The sequence below is a fragment of the Pseudomonas sp. AKS31 genome, assembly GCF_023634765.1.
In the GTDB taxonomy this organism is placed as follows: domain Bacteria; phylum Pseudomonadota; class Gammaproteobacteria; order Pseudomonadales; family Pseudomonadaceae; genus Aquipseudomonas.
This window is the reverse complement of the sequence record NZ_JAMLFX010000016.1, coordinates 1-22,057: the sequence shown is the minus strand read 5'-3', so window position 1 is coordinate 22,057 and position 22,057 is coordinate 1. Positions and strand designations below refer to the sequence as shown.

Here is a 22,057-nt window from a genome sequence, read left to right as displayed (position 1 = left end):
CTTACTTGTGGTAAGGGTGACCGGACAGCACGGTCCAGGCACGGTACAACTGTTCGCCGATCAGGATCCGCACCAGCGGGTGCGGCAACGTCAGCGGCGACAACGACCAGCGCTGATCGGCACGGGCGCAGACTTCCGGCGCCAGCCCTTCCGGGCCACCGACCATGAAGTTGACCGTGCGCGAATCCAGCCGCCAGCGGTCAAGCTCGACCGCCAGTTGCTCGGTGCTCCAGGGTTTGCCGTGGACTTCCAGCGTGACGATCCGCTCGTTCGGCCCGACCTTGGCCAGCATGGCTTCGCCTTCCTGGCGGATGAATCGGGCCACGTCGGCATTCTTGCCACGGGTATTGAGCGGTATTTCCACCAGTTCCAGCGCCAGCTCGGACGGAAGACGCTTGGCATACTCATGCCAGCCTTCTTCCACCCACTTGGGCATGCGTGAACCGACGGCGATCAGGCGCAGTCGCACAGCAATCCCTTACAGCTGGTCTTTGTTGAGCTTGGTGAAATGCTCGTGGGTGTTTTCCGGGCTGTGGTGCTTGGCGTCGGCCGCACGGCTTTGCTCGGCACCGGCCCACAGGCGCTCCAGGTCGTAGAACTGACGTGCCGAGGCAGTCATCATGTGCACGATCACCAGGTCCAGGTCCAACAGCACCCAGTCGCTGTCGCCCTTGCCTTCTTCGCCCAGCGGCTTGGCGCCCTTCTTTTTGACTTCTTCACGAACCTTGTCGAGCATCGCGTTGATCTGGCGGTTGGACGTACCGGTGGCGATGATCATGTAGTCAGTGATGCTCTGCTTGTCGCGAACATCGATGACCTGAATATCCTGCGCCTTGACGTCTTCCAGGGCCTCCTTGGCGAGGTCGACCAGTTGCGCGCCAGTGAGCGGCTCGTTGGTGTTGACCGGCTCAGGCAGCGGAGCGCTCTTGAATGTGCCTTTGCGCTTTACTTTGGTTTGGTCTTTGTCAGTCATATAAAACTCGTTTTGCTCATATATTCGGCGGCTTGGCGACACGTGGATTCGTATCAGTGAAGCACGCCTTGTTCAGTTCGACGCACGGTACAGACCGTGCGCATCGATGTAGGCCAGGACCGCGTCGGGCACCAGGAAACGTACCGACTTACCGCTGGCCAGCAGTTGACGGATCTGGGTGGCGGAAACCGCGAGCGGTGTCTGCCAGACGAATGCAATCTGTCCGCTCGGCCCTTTCAGGGCCAGCGGGTCGCTCACCGAACGCGCTGCCAGCAGGTTGCGCAAGGCATCCGGCGGTTCGCTGTCGGCGTCCGGGCGCTGTAGCACCAGGATGTGGCAATGCTGGAGCAACTCTTCCCAGCGGTGCCAAGTGGGCAGGCCGCAAAATGCGTCCCAGCCCAAAAGCAGAAAAACCTGGGTCTCGGCGGGCATTTCAGCGCGCATCGACTCCAGGGTATCAATGGTCCATGACGGTTTGTCCCGCTGCAATTCGCGGGCGTCCACCATCAGCGGCGGCAATCCGGCCACCGCACACTCGACCATCGCCAAGCGATCCTGCGCCGACACCTGCGGCGTACCGCGATGCGGTGGCCGAGCGTTCGGCATCAAGCGCAACTCGTCGAGCGCCAGCGCTTCGGCGACTTCCAGCCCACCGCGCAAATGGCCGATGTGCACCGGGTCGAACGTGCCGCCCAGTACGCCAATGCGTCGGGGGCGGGACTCGCTGCCGGCTTGCGGCGCTGTCAGGTCGAGGTCGGTCAAGTCAGACCGGCGCCTGGCCGCGCAACTGGCCGTCACCGACCACGATGTATTTCTCGCAGGTCAGTCCTTCAAGGCCCACCGGGCCGCGGGCGTGCAGCTTATCAGTAGAAATGCCGATCTCGGCACCCAATCCGTATTCAAATCCATCTGCAAAACAGGTCGGCGTGTTGATCATCACCGAGGCCGAGTCGACTTCCGCCACAAAGCGGCGGGTATCGGCGAGGTTTTCGCTGACAATCGAGTCGGTGTGATGGGAGCCATAATGGTTGATGTGTTCAATGGCCTGATCCAGGCCGTCGACCACGCGAATCGACAGGATCGGCGCCAGGTACTCGGTGCTCCAGTCGTCTTCACTGGCGGCAACGGCCTCAATGATCGCCCGTGTGCGCTCGCAACCGCGCAGTTCGACGCCTTTTTCGCGGAACTGGCCCGCCATCGACGGCAGGAAATCCTTGGCGACAGTCTGGTCGACCAGCAGCGTCTCCATCGCACCGCAGATACCGTAGCGATAGGTTTTGGCATTGAAGGCGATGCGCTGGGCTTTCGCCAGATCGGCGTGGGCACTGACGTAAACGTGGCAGATACCGTCCAGATGCTTGATCACCGGAACCCGGGCATCGCGGCTGATGCGATCGATCAACCCACGGCCACCGCGCGGCACGATCACATCGACGTACTCGGGCATGGTGATCATCGCGCCAACGGCGGCACGGTCAGTGGTTTCGACCACTTGCACCACGGCAGCCGGCAATTGGGCCTCAGCCAGACCGCGCTGAATGCACGCAGCAATCGCCCGGTTGGAATGAATCGCCTCGGAGCCGCCGCGCAGAATGGTCGCGTTGCCGGACTTCAGGCACAGGCTGGCAGCATCGATGGTCACGTTGGGACGGGATTCGTAGATGATCCCGATCACCCCCAGCGGCACGCGCATCTTGCCGACCTGAATGCCCGACGGACGGAAGCTCATGTCGCGGATCGCACCGACCGGATCCGGCAATGCGGCGACCTGACGCAAACCGACGATCATGCCGTCGATGCGTGCCGGGGTCAGTTCCAGACGTTCCAGCAACGCCGGCTCCAGGCCATTGGCGCGACCCGCGGCCAGATCCTGTTCATTGGCTGCGGCGAGCTCGGCGCGGGCGGCGTCCAGGGCATTGGCAGTAGCCTGCAAGGCGCGGTTTTTCTGCGCGGTGCTGGCACGGCCGATGACCCGGGAGGCTTCGCGGGCGGCGCGACCCAATCGGGTCATGTAGTCAAGAACGGACTCAGTCATGGTCTGCTGGGGTCTTGGCAAAGAGGAAAGCGGCAGATTATAGCTGTCGCGTCCCGGGACTAACAGCGGTGACGGGCGGATGGTCGAAATGAACGCGGATTCGCCGGCGTTCAGGCCCAATTAAGCCGCGCGTTGTTATCATCACGACCTCCTGAGCCTGGATAAACATTGCCTGCCATGTCCAACCTGACCGTTCGCAACCGCGCCGAACGCCTGCCGCTGGGGCTACCGGACGCCTTTTTCGACCGAGATGCGCAAGTGCTGGCGCAGGATCTGCTCGGCAAAGTCATTCGTCACCGGATCGGCGACCTGTGGCTGAGCGCGCGAATCATCGAAACCGAAGCCTATTACTGCGCAGAAAAAGGCAGCCACGCCTCGCTGGGCTACACAGAAAAGCGTAAGGCTTTGTTTCTGGATGGCGGCCACATCTATATGTATTACGCCCGGGGCGGTGATTCGCTGAATTTCAGCGCCCAGGGTCCGGGCAATGCGGTATTGATCAAGTCCGCCTATCCGTGGGTCGATGAAATCAGCGGGCCGGCAAGTCTGGCGCAGATGCTGCTGAACAATCCCGACGCACAGGGACGTGCGCGGCCTTCGCAAAAGCTCTGCGCCGGGCAAACCCTGCTGTGCAAAGCGCTGGGATTGAAAGTGCCAGTGTGGGACGCCAAGCGTTTCGATCATGAAGTGCTTCTGGTAGAAGACACCGGGCCGGCACCTTCGCACATCATTCAAACCACACGCCTGGGCATTCCCCATGGCCGTGACGAGCACCTGATGTACCGCTTTGTCGACGCCAACTATGCGCAATGGTGCACGCGGAACCCGCTGCGACGCGGTCAGGTCGAAGGTCGGGATTATTTCTTGCGGTAAACACACGCCATTGCGGGCTGCCGACGGCTGCGCCTGCGGGGTTAATCAATGATTGGAGTTTTTCTGTATGGGCCCATGGCTCGATAGCATTACCGGGTGGCTGGCGGCCAATCCACAGTGGCTGGCTGTGGCGGTGTTCATTGTTGCCTTTGTGGAATGCCTGGCGATTGCAGGTTTGATCGTGCCGGGCACCGTGCTGCTGTTTGCCGTCGCCGTGCTGGCCGGCAGCGGCGCCCTGTCGCTGAGTGAAACCCTGTTGCTGGGGTTCCTTGGCGGGATTCTCGGCGATGCCGTTTCATATTTCCTCGGCCGCCATTTCCATCAGAACATTCGGCGCCTGCCGGGGCTGCGGCATCATCCGGAATGGATGGCCGGCGCCGAGTCGTATTTCCAGCGCTACGGCATCGCCAGTCTGCTGGTTGGCCGCTTCATCGGCCCGTTGCGGCCGATGCTGCCGATGGTCGCCGGTATGTGCGACATGCCCTTTCCGCGTTTTGCCGCGGTCAGTCTGCTGGCCGCCGCCGGCTGGAGTCTGGCCTACCTGTTGCCGGGCTGGGCCACCGGCGCCGCCTTCCGCCTGCCATTGCCTGAAGGATTCTGGCTGGAAGCCGGCATCGTTGCTGGCAGCATCGCCGCCATGATTGGTCTCAGCGTGAACAGCAGTCTGCGTCGCCACCGCCGGGCGACGATCTGGATCAGCAGCATGAGCCTGTTGATCCTGATTGGCCTGTTTATCGGCTATCCGTACCTGACAGCACTCGATCAAGGCGTGATGACGCTGGTGCAGGAACATCGCCAGCCGATGCTGGATGAAATTGCGGTCACGCTGACCCTGATCGGCGAGTTCCGCAACATGCTGCTGTTCAGCGTCCTGCTGACCGGTCTGTTGCTGCTGTGCCGGCAATGGCGTCAGGCGATCTTCGTTGGCGGCACGCTATTGGTGACCGCACTGGCCAACACCGGGACCAAATACTTTTTTGCCCGGGTGCGCCCGGAAGTGCTGACCGATCCACTGACCACCTACAGCATGCCCAGTGGCCATGCTTCAGGTTCGTTCGCACTGTTTCTGACGCTGGCGGTACTCGCCGGCCGTGGCCAGCCGCCACGCATGCGCCTGACCTGGCTGCTGATCGCCTGTATTCCGGCCCTTTCCATCGCCCTGTCGCGAGTTTATCTGGGGGCTCATTGGCCAACCGACGTCTTGGCCGGCGCCATGCTTGCCGCCGGTGTCTGCGCCGCTGCCCTGTGGCTGAGTCAGCGCAAAACCCCACTCAACCCCATGCCATTCAAAATCTGGTGGCTGATCCTGCCGGCGATGTTGGCGCTGTTCGGTTTCTTCGTCCTGCGACACTTGCCTCATACCCTGTTGCGTTACGCCTACTGAATCAGGCGATGCACAAGCCTTATTCCCTTCGCACTGCTCTTTTAGGAATTCTCCGACAAGAGCAGCGCTTTTCTCTTATTAAATTTTGCTCAACCGAGATAAAACTTCTTACTTGAAAACTTGCAACTTCCCACAATAAAAAACCAAAAGAATTGAAGTTACACATTAGATAAAAACCCGCTTAACTACGCCTTCCATAACTCGAAAAACCCGTTAGATTAAATCCACAACCTTTGAAACCCGCCGATACTTGCTCGCCATCCCAAGTGAGCCTGTTTGCACTTGCCTGCCTGCCAGCCAAACAACTCAACTTAGCAAGCGAGGGTTTCAACTCATCAACTGATTTCGAGTATTCCATGAGTCCGAAGATACCCCGCAAACCCGCCCCAGCCTCAACGCAACAACCTGAACCGGGCCCATCCGCGCCGCTGCGAACCGATCCTCCTTTTGCGGCAAGTGGACCATCCACCTTCCGCTTACCGGGTTTGCCGAGCAGCCATGATTCCGGCCAATTCGCGGGAGGCCAGCCGAGCATGGACACCACCCCGCCAGCGGTGGTCATCCAGGCCATGCCGACAGCACGCGCGCCCCATCATGCACGGGAGAACGGGCCGGACATCTACTGGCTGCGCGAGGATTTCCTGCGCGGGATGAACACGGCGGATGACGACGGTTTTCGCTGGATCGTCGGACGACAGTTTGTCGACGTCGAATATCAAGGAGGCGTGCGCACCACCCATGTCGGCCAGGATACCGCCGGGCAGTATCGCTGCAAATTGATCACCGAGCGCTCCGCATCCGGGCCGGCGCTTTACAGGAACGAGGGCCGACAAACCTGGCGCCTGACGGAAAATCCGGCGCCCGCCATGCCCTCGACGAAACGACCTGCACTGCCCGCTGGCGATCAACCCGGTATCACGCCCGTCGCAAAACAGCCTCGGCCTGCCCACCTCGCGGCGCACCTGTACAGAGCGTCACTGCGCTCGCCGGACGCCCAAGGCTATTACGAACTGACTCCCACCTTCGGCGCGGACAGCATGGCCCCGCAGTTTGCCTTCAAGGATCACTCCGGTCGCTGGATCCCGGTCGATCCACCTGCCGGCGGTTTCGGCGCCCGGCCCACGCACCTGCAACACTGGACCGATCACCAGATCTGGCTGGCATACGGCATTCATGGCAAGGATCTCTTGCGTTTTCGTGCTGACGCCCAGGCCAGTGGCAAACGTCCGCAATGGGTTATCTCCCAGGCGACGCAGGACCCGTTCGTCGACTTGCTGCACGACGCCCTGCGCTGGCTGAATCCAGCCATGAACCTTGCGCAACGCAAGGCATTCCTGCAGTCCTACAACTTGCTGCCCAGCCAATTGACCCGCCTGCAACAGGATCTGAAGACCGAACTGAAAATGCCGCAATGGGCGCAGGCGCACAAACGCCTGGTCGACGACATCAACCATCCGCAACGTCTCGACCAACTGAGCCGCGACGCTGTCGAGGAACTCAACCTCAAGCGCGATGTGCGGCATGACTGGTACAGCCTCGAAAGCAGCATGACCGAGACAGTACGCGAAGCGCTCTTGAGCAAACTCGGCTATTTGCGCAACCAGCACAATTGCCTGTATCGCACGGATGTGCCGGCGCTGTTCCGTGGCGATGATCGCACACCGTTCGAACTCGCCAGTGACGGCTTCATGCTGCCGCGGTATCACCACGAGCGCGGAGCCACCACGCACAAACCGATGAGCGCCACCTTCAGTCTCAAGGAAGGAAAGATGTACGCGAGCGAGCCCGATCCTGAGTACTTGCGTTTCAGCCGGCAACTCAACAAGCACCCGGGGCGCGAAAGGTACGAGTCGTCCTCGGACAGCGATGCCAGCGGCAGTGATAGCGATAGCAGCAGCTCTTCCGGCTGGTCCAACCCTGACAGCCCGATTCCATGGGATCACGATCGCAAGTACCGGAGCATCCGTGAAAAGCAGAATGCAATGTTTCTGTACGTGCTGGACACCCGCAATCTGGAAGTGGTCCCCCATGAAGACAACATGAGTTTCAATTCAGCGGCCCGCAACACCTCCTCCACCTGGTTTCCCTCCGATGATTTCGAAGGACTGATCTCGGTCAGCCGCAGCGGACTGGATGCCGATCGCATCTGGTTGCTGCACTCGGACCTGTCCAAAGCCGTCAGGATCGAAGACCTCAACGACCAGGCAGGCGCAAGCGCGGAGCGCATCGAAGGCGCCACCCATGCCGGACACCACAACACCTCTGAATACGACCGTTTGATCGACAACGTCGAGGCCGCTGGCAAGCCCGTACTCAGGCTGTCCGGCAACGGCAACGAATTCGCCTACGACATCACTTGGCCCGCACCGGCAACGTCGACAACGCAACATCAGTGACACGCCGGTAGGGACACCGGTCATGCGCTTTCATTAAAGGATTAATGACATGTCAAAACTTATCGCTCCGCCCGCACACATGGCCGACCAGAGCCTGATTCAGGTCACCGCCGTCAGTGCCTCGGCCAACCCCCATGCACCGCAGGCGGGCACGCTCAACAGCGCAATGCCAGCAGAGGATGCTGACGCCGCCTATCGACGCACGCTGAAATCCCTCGACAAACATTTCGGCCCCTTGCGCATCGGCGAGATCCTGACCAGTCGCGTGGAACTCCAGGCCTTGGGCGCGACCGTGCACGGCCAGCCCATCAGCCCGGCGAATGCCGGCATGCAGCGTGTCGATCAACACTTTCTCGATGGGCTCAATTTCGACGCAGACCGGGTGCAGGCACGTTTGCTGTCCGTGGACACCCCGGACAGCAATGTGGCAGCGATGCTGTTTTATGAAATTGCCTGCAAGCGCTCGGTCGATGCCGGGGCGCTGTTCGTCGCCGATACCACCATCGACCCCGGCAGCGCAGTGGATCGCCTGAATCAGTTGGGCAAGGCTGCGCAAAAACTGGATATCCATCGTGCCGACGCACTGGAAAATGCCCCGGGCTGGATCAGCAAAAACAAAAGCTACTTGATGAGCGGTGCCGGGGTCGGCATGCAAGCGTTCGGCATCTACAGCGGCTACAAGGCGATGATCGACGCGATCAAGCACGGTGACACCCTGGAAGCGTTTTTCCAGGGCGGCTCGATCGCCGCCGAATTCGGCTCGTTGATCATCGAACGCGGGCTGACCAAGACCGGTGAGGCCATGCTCAGAAATGGCGGCAACGCGCTGAAGTATTTCCCGCTGACGTCGGTGGGCAAATACATGAGCCGCGGTGCCGGGATGTTCGCCAGCGCCATCACCCTGCCCTTCGATATCGCCGATGCCATCAAGTCGTTCAACGCTGCCGCGGCGGCGCAGGGCAAAGCCGCCCAGGATCACTACGTCAGCGGTGGTCTGAGCGTTGCGGGAGCCGGCATCAGTCTGGTGCTGGGTGTCGCCGCCCTGGCCGGTTTCGGTAGCGTCGCCGGGCCGGTCGGGCTGGTCGCCGCCGGATTGCTCATCGCCGCCTCGATGATCTACCAGGCCGCCCGCGTGGTGGACGACATCGACGATTACATCGAACTGACCTTTGAAGAACGCCTGCGCTCCGGCTGGTTCGCCTTCACCAATAAGGAACTGGACAGTGACGTGCTCGATCGTTTCAAGCTCGCCAAGGGCTATCGCGACCACCAGCGCCAACTGGAGTTGTCGGCCCGGGACATGCTGGAGAACGCCTACAAGCACTCCATCGAACACGTGATCAACGGTGCCTTTCAGGTTGAATTGAAACCCGTTGAAATCTGGCGCTATCAATGGAATGAAAGCGCCGGCCAACAACCCTTCAAGCTCGACAACCAGGCCGTGGTTGTCGGCGGTGACGATGTGATCGATGCCGGCAAAGGCTTGCCCGCCAACCTCAAAGGCAAAGTGTCGGGCAGTGCCGGTGACGACAAAGGCATTTTCTGGCGCCTGGGTGATGGCAATGACCGGGTTATCGGGGTCGCGAACAAGCCCAATCTGTTTACCTATCGGGCGGATCACAAGGCTCTGACCGGGGGCGACCGCAACGATGCGTTCTATCAGGACATCACCGAGCAGGAATTGAACCTCATCAGTAAACCGGCGCACCTCAACGTGCTGGATGGCGGCGCAGGTTCCGACACCCTGGCCTTCGAAGGCAGCCGCCCGCTCAGCGACACCCGCCACATCGGTCACGACATCAACCTGCACAGCGGCAGGGTGGCGCTGCGCGGTCTGGATCCTGAGGTGAATGCCGTTGAAGTCGCGCAACTCACGTCGATCGAAAACGTCTCGACCCTGCGCAGGGGCACCAGCCGGGTCAGCGGCAACGACGAGGCCAATCAGATTTCCGCCAATGGCTACGACCGCATCAGCGCCGGTGCCGGCGACGACACGATTGCCCTCTACGGACGGGACTGCCGGGTAGAGGGCGGCAGTGGCGCAGATCGTTTTTACATCGCCAGCAGCAACGCCCGCACGACGATTGTCGAGGACGGTGAGGCGTCGAGCCTGATCGAGTTCGGCTGGCCGGCGGACGTCATCCAGCGCTGGCAGATCGTCGGCACTTCACTGGTGATCAGCTCATTGCGCGGCGAGGATGGCCACGACCCGGAACATGTACTGACCCTCGAAAACGTCTACCAATGGGTCGATGGCAAACGCCAGTTGAACAATGACCGATTCCGCTTCAAGACCCAGGATGGTTACGAGTTGCTGGTTCAACTACCCAGGCAGCCAGGTGAGGCGTCGCAGCAGGATATAACCCCAGTCGTGGTCGTCATTGGCCAACCCGCTGCCGCGCCACAGATCGTTAACGGCGGCATCGTCGAGATCGCCGAACAGGGCTTGAAGCAGCACTTCGTGGCCCGCACCGAGCGTCAGGTGGAATTTGTTGCCCAGCGCAACACCGCCGAAACCGCCCGCACGGTTTATCTGGAATTCGACAGCGCTGAAATCATCGATGTGCAAGTCAGTTATCAAGTGCAGGTGCGCAAAGGCGTTTCTGGCACGAGCCACTTGTACTACACGGACTTCACCCTGTCGGTCAGGCTGCCGTCAAAAGTCGTGATGTTCAAAGGCGTGATCCAGACCATCGCGGCGGCCACCGGTTACAGCGGCAGAAACAGCCTGAAAGTCACCACGCCACGCCTGCAGCAGAACGTGGTCCTGATTCTGCAGGACCAGGTTTCCTTCCGGCTTCAGGTTCCCGCACTGAATTACGAGGACGATGCAAAAAATCCCGGCACCCGCGTACGCAGCACCCGCAGTTGCCTCAAGCAACGCAAGGGCAACTATCGCTTTGTCAGACCATTGGCCAGCGTGAAACCGCTGATAACGGCAGAACCCAGCCGCATCACGATCGAAACGGGTTCGCACACCGGCATCTATGTGCTCGATGGTCAGAGTTCGACGTACGATGTTCATCTTGCCAGCAACACCATCATTCGCCTTTCGACGCCAGGCGCAGCGGCCAAAACCGCCGATGCTTCAACCTGGACGCTGTACACCCACACGCTGAAAGAAACAGTCACCCGCGACGACATCCAACTGGACGGCAACCGTCTGCGCATCGCCAGCGTCACCGTCGAACTGCCCGATATCGAAGATGACGCCCCGGTGGAATCCATCAACGTGGCCACGTCGGCCGGCAACATTTATGAAGTGTCGCTGTTGTTTGAAGTGCTGCAGCTTTACGTCATCGATGCACGTGGCTACGCCGATGTCGAAGCCCTGCTGGCCGAGATCAATGCCCATCAACAACGAAACGAACTGGCGGCCAGGGTTCATGTAACCCACATCGGCATCAACACCGGAACGATCGGCACGGTGGTTTACAACTCGGTCAGGAAACACTGGAGTCTGGCCAGCGCTCCACTGGTGGCAATCAACCTGCAAGACCTGGTCTTTCCAATCGACAAGACCTGACCCTCAACCACGTGCCCGTCTGGATCTGACGTCCACACGGGCACCCGCTCACTTCAGCCTACGGACAGGCTGACTGGCAAAAACGGAGTTTATTCATGCGCCAAAAACCGGGGCCTCGGCCTAAATCACCCACCGTCGACACCCCCGCCACCTCCACACCGCTACCCGCCGATCATTCAGCGAGCAGAGCGATATTTCCAGACCCCGAAAACATTCCGGGGCATCTACCGATCGATGTGCCCTCCTCACCCAAGCGACCGCGCCTGGAGGAACCCGGTAGCTCCCGAGCAAAACCCTCCCCCATCGAAGTGAGCGTCACACCGAGATTACCCACAGACACAGCGGATCTTTCGATGACGTCGCTGGAAGATTTCGCCCATCCGTATTTCGGCGATCTGCCAGCGCCGAATGAATCCGGCATCCGGCGTTATCTCGCCAAGGACTGGGTGGACGTGCAACTGCCCGGCACCGAAGGCCGACACCACGTTTGTGTTCAATACGATGCCGAGCTCAGGGCCTATCGCGTGATGTCCCTCTGGCGCCTGGCACCTGGCCCACCCATTTACCGGACCACGCAAGGCAACCTGTGGAGCCTGGATCGGCACCTCACCTTCCTGAACGTTGATGACTACACGTTTTCCGCGACACCGGATGCTGACGGTTACTACACCTTTCGCGCTCTCGGAACGACCGGCGATGACGCCAACCTCGGCTATGCCATCAAGGATCCGGAACACCACTGGATTGCCATTGATCCCGCGCAGGCAAAGCGCGACAGGATGGCTGATGCGCCACTTGCACACTGGTCGGATCAGGACATCCAGCGCATGTACATTCTGGATGACAGCCGGGTTGCCGCCTTCCGCACGGAAGCACAAGCGGCCGGCAAGCCACCGGACTGGGCACTTCGCGCGCAGAACACCGAAGACCATTTATTTGTCGCTGATTCACTGAAGTGGCTGCATCCACACATGCCGTTCGCCCAGCGTCTGCAATTACAGCGCAGCTACAACCTGACCCAGGACCAACTGTGTCGGCTGCGCACAGAGTCGGGTGATGGTCAGATACCGCTATGGGCTGAACAGCACAAACGCCTGACGCTCGATGCGACCAATGAGCAGCGCTTCAAACTGATCGGCGAAGAGCTGGAAGACTACGTTCAGCAATTGCGCAGCCAAGGGCTGGCCCTCGACCATCACTGGCCCGCCACCCGCTACAGCGACGCCTTTCTAGCCGATTACGCGGCCCACCTCGGCTATCGGCGAACCCGCCACGACATGTTGTATCGCACCGACATTCCGGCGATGTTCCGCGGCGAAACCCGGTTGCCCTTCGAGTTGGCCAGGGATGGTCGAATGATGTACCGCAAAGGCAATCCCACTGGCACTACAAACAAGCGCGCGTTGAGTGCCACGTTCGGGCTGCATGATGCCACCGCCTACGCGGCAACCAAGGGCGGTTTCTATCACGAGTTGCATTACAACTCGCAGGCCAATCGCTTTCCCGGCGTGAACCCTCAAAGCTCCAAAGGTCGCACCGGCGAATCCTCCGATTCAGGCAGCAGTTCGGTATCGGAGGGTAAACGAACCGGCGACGAGGCTGACTCTGACAGCTCCTTCGTTTTCGATGACTCGAAAGGTTATGAATCCACGCGCCGCCAGCAAACCACGTCATTCGTCTACGCCATTGATACCCGGGGTCTGGAAGTGGTGCCGGGGGCGGAGAACAAGGCATTCAACCCCGCCAACGGCAAGTTCCTCTTCGACGACATGGAGGGGCATATCTCTACGCCCACACGCGGCATCAGTGCCGAGCGGCTCTGGCTGGTGCGTTCCGACCTGACGAAAGCCGCCCGGGTCAACGATGTGCTGGCGCAGGCGGGTGACCGCGTCGCTGCTATCGAACAGGCGACTTGGGCGGGAACCGACAGTCGCGCAGCCTTTGGCGCCAACGCCTATGACAGCCTGATCGATGAAATCGCCGGTTCTGGCGGCGTGATTCTTGATCTGCCCAAAGGCGACAAGACGTTCGCCGACGACATTGTCTGGCCTGTACTCGAACATTACCGAACCTGAAAAAAAGCGCCATTCACCCAAACTTGAATGGCGCCTTTTCATTGACTAGCGGCTGGGCGCTATTTGATAACCTTGATCACAAATATTGCAGGTTTGTGATTGAAGGCGTTATGCCCCGTCTTGTTAGGATCGACGTCGAGGAATGTGCTCATTCCGCTGCTTATGTGACGATACAAGGGCTTGTCATCAGGTTCGCGGATCAACTCGAGATAGGCAGGACCGGCTTCGATATGACTGAAGGAGGCCTTTGAAGCACCCGACGTGCTGATTGAAAAGTACTGCTCTGGCGCACTGGTACTGGCCAACAGATTATGAGTCTTGTCCTCCATGAATAACCGCGCACCATCGAATGTTCCCGCGAGTACAAGGCTGATGGCATATTCGTCACCCTTGGGGACAAACTTCAACAGCAGTGGTGTGTCGTCTTCATGGTCAGCCAACGTTATGAAACTGCAGACACGCGCATCTGCCAGCCCCACTTCGGCATCCAGTTTCTCGCTCCTGGTTATCCGCAGGTTGCGCAAAGCCTGTTGCAGACGTTGTTGATTAAGTACCACTGGCCGGCCATCCAGATAAAGATGCGCAGTGAATGTTTGATTGTTTATTTTTGCTATAGCCATGGGATTAACCACCTGTAAACAAACCGCCGTCGATTAACCGAAACGGCAGGCAATACTGAAAAGGGAAATATTCAAACAGTGGCGGTCACCACGGTAGTGGCATTGGCCGACATCCGTGGAACTTCGCCGACAGGGGCCTTTTCAGATTTTCGTTTACGCCGGGCTATCACCATCCGGTCGGCATAAGTGGATGCCGCGTCAATCACGTGGCTAACGTTATGATCCGTCTCGGCATGTTTCAAAATATACTTGCCGGCAATATCATCCCAAAACGCCCATTCATCTTCATAGACAGTCATGCTTTCATCCTTATTTTTATTCAAGTTAACCGCTTCCTGCGGGCAACTTGAAATTAAGACAAAGACAAAAGCAAAACAATGCTGGCAGGTGCCATGAGTTAATTCAAAGTGCAACTAGGCGAACAATTCACCTTGGAGTTCGTCGAGCAATGCCTGGATCGCATCCAGCCGCTGCTGGGGATCATCGAGCTGTAACAGATCGATCTTGTCCTCTTCGGCGAACGGCAGCAGATAGGCCAGTTGATTGGCCAGCGATTGCTGGCCCAGCGCATCGGTGCCCATGTCCAGCGCCTCCACCATCGGGTGCTCGGCCAGTGCCTTGAGCAGCGCCACCAGGTCGGCGTCTTCGTCCTGTAACGGTTGCTCGGGTTCGTCATCCAGCCAGTCGACATCGGCGAGGATCAACTGATCGCGCTGTACCTCGGTACGCAACACTGTGAACCGCCGTCCGCCCTGAACACGAATACCCAGCAAACCGTTGTCCTGCTGCTGAAAGTCGGTGATACGCGCTTCGCAGCCAACCAGAGCAAAACCCTCTGGGGCGACGCCGACTTCGTGACCGTCGAGAATGCATACCACGCCGAAACCGCCGCCCTGTTTCATGCAGCGGCCGATCATGTCCAGATAGCGCGCCTCAAAGATCTGCAAGTCGAGGTTGCAGCCGGGAAACAGCACTGTGTTCAGCGGGAAAAGCGGCAGATTCATAGACATTTCCTTACACCACCATCGACACCGCCAACGGCAGGAACACCGCCGTGGCCACACCCATCAGACTCATTGCCAGCGCCGCAAAGGCACCGCACTCATCGCCTTCCTGCAACGCCACCGAGGTGCCGACCGCATGCGCGGTCATGCCCAGCGCCATGCCGCGCGCTTCGGGGCTATGTACACCAAGTCGAGTCAGCAGCGCCGGGCCGAAAATGGCACCGAGGACCCCGGTGATCAGCACGAACACCGCTGCCAGCGCCGCCACACCGCCAATCTGCTCCGCCACCAGCATGGCAATCGGCGAGGTTACTGACTTCGGCGCCATGGTCATCAGGATCATGTGCTCGGCACCGAACCACCAGCCCAGCAACACACCCATGCCTGTGGCGACCACGCCGCCTATCACCAGCGTAGTAAAAATCGGCCAGAACAATTGGCGAATGCGCCGCAGGTTGAGATACAGCGGCACCGCCAGTGCCACGGTCGCCGGGCCGAGCAGAATGCTGAGGATCTCGGTGCTCTTGCGATATTCGGCGTAGGTCAGGCCGCAGCCGACCAGCACGCCAATCACCAACAGCATGGAGACCAGCACCGGTTGCAGAAAGATCCAGCGAGTTTTCTCGAACGCCGCCAGCACCAGTTGATAGGCGCCGAGGGTTATGCCGATGCCGAACAGCGGATGATGAATGACCGAAGCCCAGGCGCCCTGCCAGTCGAAAAGCATCAGGACTCCTCCGACGTGGCTGCGTGCCGTTTGACCAGGCGCTGCATCAGCACCCCGGCGAACGCCATCGACAGCACCAGCGACAGCACCAGCGCACCGACAATTGCCCAGAAATCCGCAGCAATCGCCGTGGCGTAGACCATCACGCCCACGGCTGGCGGCACCAGCAGCAAGGGCAGATAACGCAGCAGGCTGCCCGCCGCGAGGTTCAGCGGCTCGCCGACTTCACCGCGAATGATCAGGAAGACCAGCAACAGCAGCAGACCGATGATCGGCCCCGGCAGCACCGGCAACAGCAAATGATTGAGCGCCGTGCCAAGCAGTTGAAACAGCACCAGCAGGGTCAGGCCACGTAGCAACATCCGACATCTCCGTCTTACTTTTCGTCCAGCAGAGGCTCGGCATTATAAGCACGCCTGCGCTATGGATCGGCATTCGCCAAAAGCATGGTCGGTTGACCGGAGCAAATCGCCATGATGATCTACAGTGGTTCGCAGGGCGGTCAAATCCCCCACCTGAAAAACTATAAAACCGATGAACCCAAGGAGAGTCTCAATGCCCTATGTTCCCGTTGCAGAGCTCAAAGATTATGTCGGCAAGGAACTCGGACGTTCCGAATGGCTCACCATCGATCAGAAACGCATCAACCTGTTCGCCGAAGCCACCGGTGATTATCAGTTCATTCACGTCGACCCGGTCAAAGCCGCGCAAACGCCATTTGGCAGCACCATTGCCCACGGTTTCCTGTCGTTGTCGCTGATCCCGAAATTGATGGAAGACATCCTGATCCTGCCGCAAGGCGTGAAGATGGTGGTCAACTATGGGCTGGACAGCGTGCGTTTCATCCAGCCAGTGAAGGTCAATTCCAAGGTCCGCCTGAAGGTCGATCTGGGTGAGGTCACCGAGAAAAAACCGGGCCAGTGGCTGCTCAAGGCCACCGCGACACTGGAGATAGAAGGCTCGGACAAACCGGCCTACATCGCCGAGCCGCTGTCGCTCTGCTTCGTCTGATGGTTCTGGATGCGAAGCAGCGCACGCTGTTTCGCGTCAACACTGTTTTTACCGGCTGCATTAGGTCACATAGCTGCGGCATACTCGGTCGCCTAATTGCCCGGATCCCGCTATGCGCTCACTTGCTCGTCTTGCACCCCTTGCCTTGACCCTGATGCTCACCGCGTGCGGCGACGGCGAATCGCTGCTGCCCCCGGATGCGCGCCTGCCCGACGGTGGACGCTATCGTGGTGAACTGGTCGATGGCTTGCTGCAAGGTCAGGGCCGCGTCGACTACCCCAACGGCAGCTGGTATGCCGGGCAGTTCGACAAGGGCCAGTGGCATGGTCAAGGCGAATGGCACGGCAGCAACGGCGAAGTCTATCGCGGCCAGTTCCAGCAAGGTCTGTTCGACGGTCAAGGCAGCCTGACCACCAACGCCAGCAGCTACACCGGCGGCTTCAAACAGGGACGCCGCGACGGCGAAGGCACCCTGAAAGAAAATGCCATGACCTACCGTGGCGAATTCAAGGCAGACCAATATTCCGGGCTCGGCCGTCTGGAAATGGACGACGGCAGCTCCTATCAAGGCCAGTTCGCTCACGGCAAACCCAACGGTGAAGGCCAGCGCGGCGATGCCAGCGGCAACTCGTTCAGCGGGCATTTCGTCAACGGTCAGCTGGAAGGCAACGGTACGTTCAACAGCGCTGACGGTGACATCTACGTCGGCGGCTTCAAGAACAATCAACTGCACGGCAAAGGTCGCTACGAAAACGCCGACGGCGATGTCTGGCTCGGCCAGTTCAAGGAAGGCGCGCTGACCGGCAAGGGCGAACTGATCGGCGCTGACGGCAGCCATTACATCGGCACGTTCAGCGACTGGCGCTTCAGCGGTCAGGGCCGTTTGAACCTGCCTGATGGCAGCTTCTACATCGGCGGCTTCGACAACGACAGCTACGCCGGACGCGGCACCCTGGTGCTCACCGATGGCAGCGTGATGAGCGGCACCTGGATCAACGGCCAGCGCGTGCGCGACGCGGACGGCAAGTTGCTGCCCGATACGCTCGAACTCGGTTTGCTCGCTCAGGGCCGCTTGCTCGATGACGCGCTGGCCGCTATTCCCGCGTCGACCCCGGCGGTCGAGTTGTACACCCTGACCCTCGGCGGCGACGGCAAGCAAAGCGTCTTCCTGCGCGAATCCGACTACGTCGCCAACATGCTCACCACGCGCTTCGGTGCCTATGGCCAGATCCGTCTGGTCAACCATCGCGACCACCTCGGCGACCGGCCGATGGCCACCCGCGAGAACCTGCGTCGCGCCGCGCAAACCCTTGCCGAACGCAGTGGCCCGGAAGACTTGCTGTTCATCTACCTGACCAGCCACGGCACCGCCGAACACGAACTGGTCCTCGACCAGCCGCGCATGGAACTGGCCGACCTGCCCGCCGATGAACTCGCCGCCGTGCTGGCGCCGCTGAAAAATCGCGACAAGATCATCGTGATTTCGTCGTGCTACTCCGGCGGTTTCATTCCGGCGCTGAAAGACGAACGCACGCTGATCATGACCGCCTCGCGCGCTGACCGGGTGTCCTTCGGCTGCTCGGAAGAAGCCAACTTCACCTACTTCGGCGATGCGCTGTTCGCCCAGGCCCTGAACCAGACCGATGATCTGGAGCAAGCCTTCAAACTGGCCAAGGCCACCGTCGCCGAGCGTGAACTGGCGGATAATTTCGAAGCCTCGGAGCCGCAGATCTGGGCGCCGAAAACCGTGCTGTCGCACTGGCAACTGCTGCGCAAACAGCAAGCCAGGAAAGCGTTGCAAAGTGCTGCGTTGAACGACGGAGCGACAAAGAGCAACTAAGCTGAACAGTATCAAGGGAGAGACACTATGTACTTGACGCCTCAGCACGTATTGCTTGCCGGAGCCACCGGTTTGACCGGTGAACATCTACTCGACCGTTTGCTCAACGAGCCAACGATTTCACGCGTGCTCGCCCCTTCACGTCGGCCATTGGCCGAGCATCCGCATCTGGAAAACCCGGTGGGTGATCCGCAGGCGTTTCTCCCGCAGCTCAGTGGCCGCGTCGATATCGCTTATTGCTGCCTCGGCACCACAATCAAGCAGGCCGGCTCGGAAGCGGCGTTTCGCGCGGTGGATCTGGACATGGTGGTGGCGTTCGCCAAACGCGCACGGGAGATGGGCGCGCGGCACCTGATCGTCATCAGTGCGATCGGCGCCGATCCGAAATCCTCGGTTTTCTACAACCGGGTCAAAGGCGAAATGGAGCAGGCCTTGCGTGCGCAGAACTGGCCGCAACTGACTATTTGCCGGCCTTCATTATTGCTGGGTGAAAGGACTGAACCGCGTCTGGCCGAGCAATTGGCCGGGCCGTTGTCGAAGCTGATTCCGGGTAAATACCGGGGCATCGAAGCGTGCCATTTGGCGCGGGCGATGTGGCGGTTGGCGCTGGAAGAGCAGGACGGAGTACGGGTGATCGAGTCGGATGATTTACGCAAGCTCGGCAAATGAAAAAAGATCGCAGCCTTCGGCAGCTCCTACAGGATCAAGTCGAACCCCATGTAGGAGCTGCCGAAGGCTGCGATCTTTTGCTTTTCACAATCCACCAGTCGCCTGAAAACCCACGCCAATCACCGTCAGCAATGACAACGGCAACAACAGCGTATCGAGCAACGCACTCGCTGGCAGATCCACCCCCGGATAGCTCGGCGCCTCGGCCCCGAACCGATCCATCGCGCAGCACCCGCCATTCAATGCATACAAATCCAGCCGCGTCCCGGAGTACACCACCGGCGCCCCCGGTTTCGCTGCATCCAGCGTCCGCGCCGTGGCGCAGCCTGTCAGCAACAACGCCAGCCCGATCACCAGCAGCTTATTCATCGCTGCTCAGATGATGCTCACCCCAACGCGGCAGCATGTCCTGGGGAATACCAAGCAGATTGAGGATCCGCGCCACGACGAAATCGATCAAATCATCGATGGTCTGCGGCTGGTGATAGAAACCCGGCGAGGCCGGCAGAATCGTCACGCCCATGTTCGACAGTTTGAGCATGTGCTCCAGATGAATGCTCGAATACGGCGCCTCGCGCGGCACCAGGATCAATTGGCGACGCTCTTTCAAAGTGACATCAGCCGCGCGTTCGATCAGGTTATTGCAGGCGCCCGTGGCAATTGCCGACAGCGTGCCCGTGGAGCAAGGCACCACGACCATCGCCGCCGGCGCACCGGAACCCGAAGCCACTGGCGACATCCAGTCTTCCTTGCCGTACACGCGGATCTGCCCGGCGGCGGCTCCGGTGTATTCGGTCAGGAAGGCCTGCATCATCTGCGGCTTGGGCGGTAGCGTGACATCAGTCTCGGTGGCCATCACCAGTTGCGCAGCCTTGGAGATCAGGAAGTGCACCTCGCGATCTTCCCGCACCAGGCAATCGAGCAGGCGCAAGCCGTACTGCGCGCCAGACGCGCCGGTCATCGCCAGCGTGATGCGTTCCGGGCCGCCGTGCTGGGAAAGAGTGTTCATTTCAGCGCCTCGGCGAGTTTGCCATGCAGGCCGCCGAAGCCGCCGTTACTCATGATCACCACATGCGTGCCGGGTTGCGCCTGGCTCTTCACGCGTTCGATGATGCCCTCCAGCGAATCGCTGACAATCGACGGCACCGTGCACAGCGCGGCGGTGCCGGCCAGATCCCAGCCAAGGTTGGCCGGGGCGTACCAGATCACTTGATCGGCATCGACCACGCTGTCGGGCAGACCGTCACGATGCGCGCCGAGTTTCATCGAGTTGGAGCGCGGCTCGATGATCGCGATCAGCGGCGCGTCGCCAATGCGCTTGCGCAAGCCGTCGAGAGTGGTGGCAATCGCAGTCGGATGATGAGCGAAGTCGTCGTAGATGGTAATGCCGCGCACTTCGGCGACTTTCTCCATGCGGCGTTTGACGTTCTTGAATGCGCTCAACCCGGCAATGCCCATCGATGGCACCACGCCAACATGCCGCGCCGCCGCCAGAGCAGCCAAGGCGTTGGCGACGTTGTGCTGACCGGTCAGCTCCCACTCGACGGTGCCTTGCGACACGCCTTCGAACATCACTTCGAACGCCGAGCCGTCTTCGCTCAGCAGTTTGACCTGCCACTGTCCGCCGGCACCGGTGGTCTGCACCGGTGTCCAGCAGCCCATTTCGATCACCCGCTGCAAGGCCGGCTCGGTAGTCGGATGAATGACCAGGCCTTCGCTTGGAATGGTCCGCACCAAATGGTGGAATTGCCGCTCGATAGCCGGCAGATCCGGGAAGATGTCGGCGTGATCGAACTCAAGGTTATTGAGGATCGCGGTGCGCGGGCGGTAGTGGACGAATTTCGAGCGCTTGTCGAAGAAGGCGCTGTCGTACTCATCGGCTTCGATCACAAAGAACGGCGTGCCGCCCAGGCGAGCAGACACCGAGAAGTTCTGCGGCACGCCGCCGATCAGAAAGCCCGGACTCATGCCGGCGTGTTCCAGGACCCAGGCGAGCATGCTGCTGGTGGTGGTCTTGCCGTGCGTACCGGCAACCGCCAATACCCAGCGACCTTGCAGCACATGGTCAGCCAGCCATTGCGGGCCGGACACATACGGCAGGCCTTTGTTCAGGACATATTCCACCGCCGGATTGCCGCGGGACATGGCGTTGCCGATCACCACCAGATCCGGTGCCGGATCGAGTTGCGCCGGGTCGTAACCCTGCGTCAGCTGAATGCCCTGGGCTTCCAGCTGCGTGCTCATCGGCGGATAGACGTTGGCGTCGGAGCCGGTGACGTGATGGCCCAGCTCTTTGGCCAACACCGCCATCGAACCCATGAAAGTCCCGCAGATACCCAGAATATGAATGTGCATAGTCGACCTCGTAAAACATGGCCGCAGGTTAGCGTAGGGAGGGGGAAATCGCACTCTTTAGGTGAGGGGCGGGACTGGTTGGGCCTGGCATTTTCGCTCGACTGTAGATTGCGGCCCCTCACCCCAGCCCTCTCCCGAGGGAGAGGGAGCCGATCTCGGTCGCATTCAAATCCCGAGTTAGGCTCAATATTTCAGGTCGGCGTAAATCGCCAAAGCACTTCGATCAGTCACCTCTTCCTCTGGGAGAGGGAGCCGATCTCGGTCGCTTTCAAATCCTGAGTTAGGCTCGATATTTCAGGTCGGCGTAAATCGCCAAAACACCGCGGTCAGTCCCCTCGCCCCCGGGAGAGGGAGCCGATCTCGGTCGCATTCAAATCCCGAGTTAGGCTCAATATTTCAGGTCGGCGTAAATCGCCAAAGCACTTCGATCAGTCACCTCTTCCTCTGGGAGAGGGAGCCGATCTCGGTCGCATTCAAATCCTGAGTTCGGCTCGATAACTCAGGTCGGCGTAAATCGCCAAAACACCGCGGTCAGTCCCCTCGCCCCCGGGAGAGGGAGCCGATCTCGG

Annotated in this window: 20 protein-coding genes; 8 read left to right on the top strand and 12 right to left on the bottom strand. The window is 60.1% G+C overall.

The genetic code is table 11. The features are described 5' to 3' along the window. Window position 1 precedes the first annotated feature (1 nt). From rlmH to M9827_RS24960, 4 genes are all read right to left on the bottom strand, one after another. The gene (gene rlmH, locus M9827_RS24975) at window positions 2-469 is read right to left on the bottom strand and encodes a 23S rRNA (pseudouridine(1915)-N(3))-methyltransferase RlmH (protein WP_003185785.1); all 468 of its coding nucleotides are present in this window, start codon (window positions 467-469) and stop codon (window positions 2-4) included. A 9-nt stretch (window positions 470-478) separates the two neighbouring features. Further along, window positions 479-973, bottom strand: coding sequence for a ribosome silencing factor (rsfS, locus tag M9827_RS24970; protein ID WP_250607760.1), 495 nt, complete (start codon window positions 971-973; stop codon window positions 479-481). Window positions 974-1,045: 72 nt separating this feature from the next. Beyond that, complete coding sequence (gene nadD, locus M9827_RS24965; protein WP_250607874.1) at window positions 1,046-1,720, bottom strand: nicotinate-nucleotide adenylyltransferase; 675 nt, start codon at window positions 1,718-1,720, stop codon at window positions 1,046-1,048. A gap of 16 nt (window positions 1,721-1,736) precedes the next feature. After that, window positions 1,737-3,008 carry a glutamate-5-semialdehyde dehydrogenase gene (locus tag M9827_RS24960; protein ID WP_250607758.1) on the bottom strand — a complete coding sequence of 424 codons (1,272 nt, stop codon included), beginning with the start codon at window positions 3,006-3,008 and terminating at the stop codon, window positions 1,737-1,739. 177 nt (window positions 3,009-3,185) lie between these two features. Between M9827_RS24960 and M9827_RS24955 the strand changes: the two genes are divergently transcribed. From M9827_RS24955 to M9827_RS24935, 5 genes are all read left to right on the top strand, one after another. Beyond that, window positions 3,186-3,881 (top strand): DNA-3-methyladenine glycosylase, encoded by a 696-nt coding sequence (locus M9827_RS24955; RefSeq protein ID WP_250607756.1) that lies wholly within the window; start codon window positions 3,186-3,188, stop codon window positions 3,879-3,881. A gap of 67 nt (window positions 3,882-3,948) precedes the next feature. Beyond that, window positions 3,949-5,265: a bifunctional DedA family/phosphatase PAP2 family protein gene (locus M9827_RS24950; RefSeq protein ID WP_250607755.1), complete on the top strand. Its 1,317-nt coding sequence runs from the start codon at window positions 3,949-3,951 to the stop codon at window positions 5,263-5,265. Window positions 5,266-5,798: 533 nt separating this feature from the next. Beyond that, the gene (locus tag M9827_RS24945) at window positions 5,799-7,661 is read left to right on the top strand and encodes a hypothetical protein (RefSeq protein WP_250607753.1); all 1,863 of its coding nucleotides are present in this window, start codon (window positions 5,799-5,801) and stop codon (window positions 7,659-7,661) included. Between the two features lie 49 nt (window positions 7,662-7,710). Beyond that, the gene (locus M9827_RS24940; protein ID WP_250607751.1) at window positions 7,711-11,187 is read left to right on the top strand and encodes a calcium-binding protein; all 3,477 of its coding nucleotides are present in this window, start codon (window positions 7,711-7,713) and stop codon (window positions 11,185-11,187) included. A 353-nt stretch (window positions 11,188-11,540) separates the two neighbouring features. Then, on the top strand, window positions 11,541-13,262 hold the full coding sequence (locus M9827_RS24935; RefSeq protein ID WP_250607749.1) for a hypothetical protein: 1,722 nt from the start codon (window positions 11,541-11,543) through the stop codon (window positions 13,260-13,262). 59 nt (window positions 13,263-13,321) lie between these two features. Here the strand turns inward: M9827_RS24935 and M9827_RS24930 are convergent, their stop codons facing one another. The 5 genes from M9827_RS24930 to M9827_RS24910 form a co-directional block, all read right to left on the bottom strand. Next, window positions 13,322-13,882, bottom strand: a complete 561-nt coding sequence (locus M9827_RS24930; RefSeq protein ID WP_250607747.1) for a hypothetical protein — start codon at window positions 13,880-13,882, stop codon at window positions 13,322-13,324. Window positions 13,883-13,953: 71 nt separating this feature from the next. Further along, complete coding sequence (locus M9827_RS24925) at window positions 13,954-14,181, bottom strand: hypothetical protein (protein ID WP_250607745.1); 228 nt, start codon at window positions 14,179-14,181, stop codon at window positions 13,954-13,956. A gap of 114 nt (window positions 14,182-14,295) precedes the next feature. Further along, complete coding sequence (locus tag M9827_RS24920; protein ID WP_250607743.1) at window positions 14,296-14,886, bottom strand: LON peptidase substrate-binding domain-containing protein; 591 nt, start codon at window positions 14,884-14,886, stop codon at window positions 14,296-14,298. A gap of 10 nt (window positions 14,887-14,896) precedes the next feature. Further along, entirely contained in the window at window positions 14,897-15,613 is a 717-nt protein-coding gene (locus tag M9827_RS24915) for an LrgB family protein (RefSeq protein ID WP_250607741.1), read from the bottom strand. Beyond that, a complete protein-coding gene (locus M9827_RS24910) occupies window positions 15,613-15,975 on the bottom strand; it encodes a CidA/LrgA family protein (RefSeq protein WP_250607739.1) in 363 nt (120 codons plus the stop codon). Before M9827_RS24910 ends, M9827_RS24915 begins: the two co-directional genes overlap by 1 nt. Before the next feature lie 193 nt (window positions 15,976-16,168). Here M9827_RS24910 and M9827_RS24905 point away from each other — a divergent pair, with 193 nt between their 5' ends. The 3 genes from M9827_RS24905 to M9827_RS24895 all read left to right on the top strand — a co-directional run bounded on the left by M9827_RS24905 (window position 16,169) and on the right by M9827_RS24895 (window position 19,133). Further along, entirely contained in the window at window positions 16,169-16,624 is a 456-nt protein-coding gene (locus M9827_RS24905) for a MaoC family dehydratase (RefSeq protein ID WP_250607737.1), read from the top strand. 112 nt (window positions 16,625-16,736) lie between these two features. Continuing rightward, window positions 16,737-18,464, top strand: coding sequence for a C13 family peptidase (locus tag M9827_RS24900; protein ID WP_250607735.1), 1,728 nt, complete (start codon window positions 16,737-16,739; stop codon window positions 18,462-18,464). A 27-nt stretch (window positions 18,465-18,491) separates the two neighbouring features. Then, on the top strand, window positions 18,492-19,133 hold the full coding sequence (locus M9827_RS24895; protein WP_250607733.1) for an oxidoreductase: 642 nt from the start codon (window positions 18,492-18,494) through the stop codon (window positions 19,131-19,133). 84 nt (window positions 19,134-19,217) lie between these two features. Here M9827_RS24895 and M9827_RS24890 read toward each other — a convergent pair whose 3' ends face one another. The 3 genes from M9827_RS24890 to mpl are packed head-to-tail and all read right to left on the bottom strand — an operon-like array spanning window position 19,218 to window position 21,488. Next, a complete protein-coding gene (locus M9827_RS24890) occupies window positions 19,218-19,502 on the bottom strand; it encodes a YceK/YidQ family lipoprotein (protein WP_122599822.1) in 285 nt (94 codons plus the stop codon). Then, window positions 19,495-20,142 carry a flavin prenyltransferase UbiX gene (gene ubiX, locus M9827_RS24885; protein WP_128613637.1) on the bottom strand — a complete coding sequence of 216 codons (648 nt, stop codon included), beginning with the start codon at window positions 20,140-20,142 and terminating at the stop codon, window positions 19,495-19,497. Before ubiX ends, M9827_RS24890 begins: the two co-directional genes overlap by 8 nt. Then, a complete protein-coding gene (gene mpl / locus M9827_RS24880; protein WP_250607731.1) occupies window positions 20,139-21,488 on the bottom strand; it encodes a UDP-N-acetylmuramate:L-alanyl-gamma-D-glutamyl-meso-diaminopimelate ligase in 1,350 nt (449 codons plus the stop codon). Before mpl ends, ubiX begins: the two co-directional genes overlap by 4 nt. Window positions 21,489-22,057 lie beyond the last annotated feature (569 nt).

Excerpts from the sequence above, each read along its gene's own strand:
- M9827_RS24910 (WP_250607739.1), bottom strand. The coding sequence starts at position 15,975 with ATGTTGCTACGTGGCCTGACCCTGCTGGTGCTGTTTCAACTGCTTGGC.
- M9827_RS24930 (WP_250607747.1), bottom strand. The coding sequence starts at position 13,882 with ATGGCTATAGCAAAAATAAACAATCAAACATTCACTGCGCATCTTTAT.
- M9827_RS24925 (WP_250607745.1), bottom strand. The coding sequence starts at position 14,181 with ATGACTGTCTATGAAGATGAATGGGCGTTTTGGGATGATATTGCCGGC.
- M9827_RS24920 (WP_250607743.1), bottom strand. The coding sequence starts at position 14,886 with ATGAATCTGCCGCTTTTCCCGCTGAACACAGTGCTGTTTCCCGGCTGC.
- rsfS (WP_250607760.1), bottom strand. The coding sequence starts at position 973 with ATGACTGACAAAGACCAAACCAAAGTAAAGCGCAAAGGCACATTCAAG.
- M9827_RS24955 (WP_250607756.1), top strand. The coding sequence starts at position 3,186 with ATGTCCAACCTGACCGTTCGCAACCGCGCCGAACGCCTGCCGCTGGGG.
- M9827_RS24890 (WP_122599822.1), bottom strand. The coding sequence starts at position 19,502 with ATGAATAAGCTGCTGGTGATCGGGCTGGCGTTGTTGCTGACAGGCTGC.
- M9827_RS24905 (WP_250607737.1), top strand. The coding sequence starts at position 16,169 with ATGCCCTATGTTCCCGTTGCAGAGCTCAAAGATTATGTCGGCAAGGAA.
- M9827_RS24900 (WP_250607735.1), top strand. The coding sequence starts at position 16,737 with ATGCGCTCACTTGCTCGTCTTGCACCCCTTGCCTTGACCCTGATGCTC.
- mpl (WP_250607731.1), bottom strand. The coding sequence starts at position 21,488 with ATGCACATTCATATTCTGGGTATCTGCGGGACTTTCATGGGTTCGATG.
- M9827_RS24895 (WP_250607733.1), top strand. The coding sequence starts at position 18,492 with ATGTACTTGACGCCTCAGCACGTATTGCTTGCCGGAGCCACCGGTTTG.
- ubiX (WP_128613637.1), bottom strand. The coding sequence starts at position 20,142 with ATGAACACTCTTTCCCAGCACGGCGGCCCGGAACGCATCACGCTGGCG.
- M9827_RS24945 (WP_250607753.1), top strand. The coding sequence starts at position 5,799 with ATGGACACCACCCCGCCAGCGGTGGTCATCCAGGCCATGCCGACAGCA.
- M9827_RS24935 (WP_250607749.1), top strand. The coding sequence starts at position 11,541 with ATGACGTCGCTGGAAGATTTCGCCCATCCGTATTTCGGCGATCTGCCA.
- M9827_RS24960 (WP_250607758.1), bottom strand. The coding sequence starts at position 3,008 with ATGACTGAGTCCGTTCTTGACTACATGACCCGATTGGGTCGCGCCGCC.
- M9827_RS24950 (WP_250607755.1), top strand. The coding sequence starts at position 3,949 with ATGGGCCCATGGCTCGATAGCATTACCGGGTGGCTGGCGGCCAATCCA.
- M9827_RS24940 (WP_250607751.1), top strand. The coding sequence starts at position 7,711 with ATGTCAAAACTTATCGCTCCGCCCGCACACATGGCCGACCAGAGCCTG.
- M9827_RS24915 (WP_250607741.1), bottom strand. The coding sequence starts at position 15,613 with ATGCTTTTCGACTGGCAGGGCGCCTGGGCTTCGGTCATTCATCATCCG.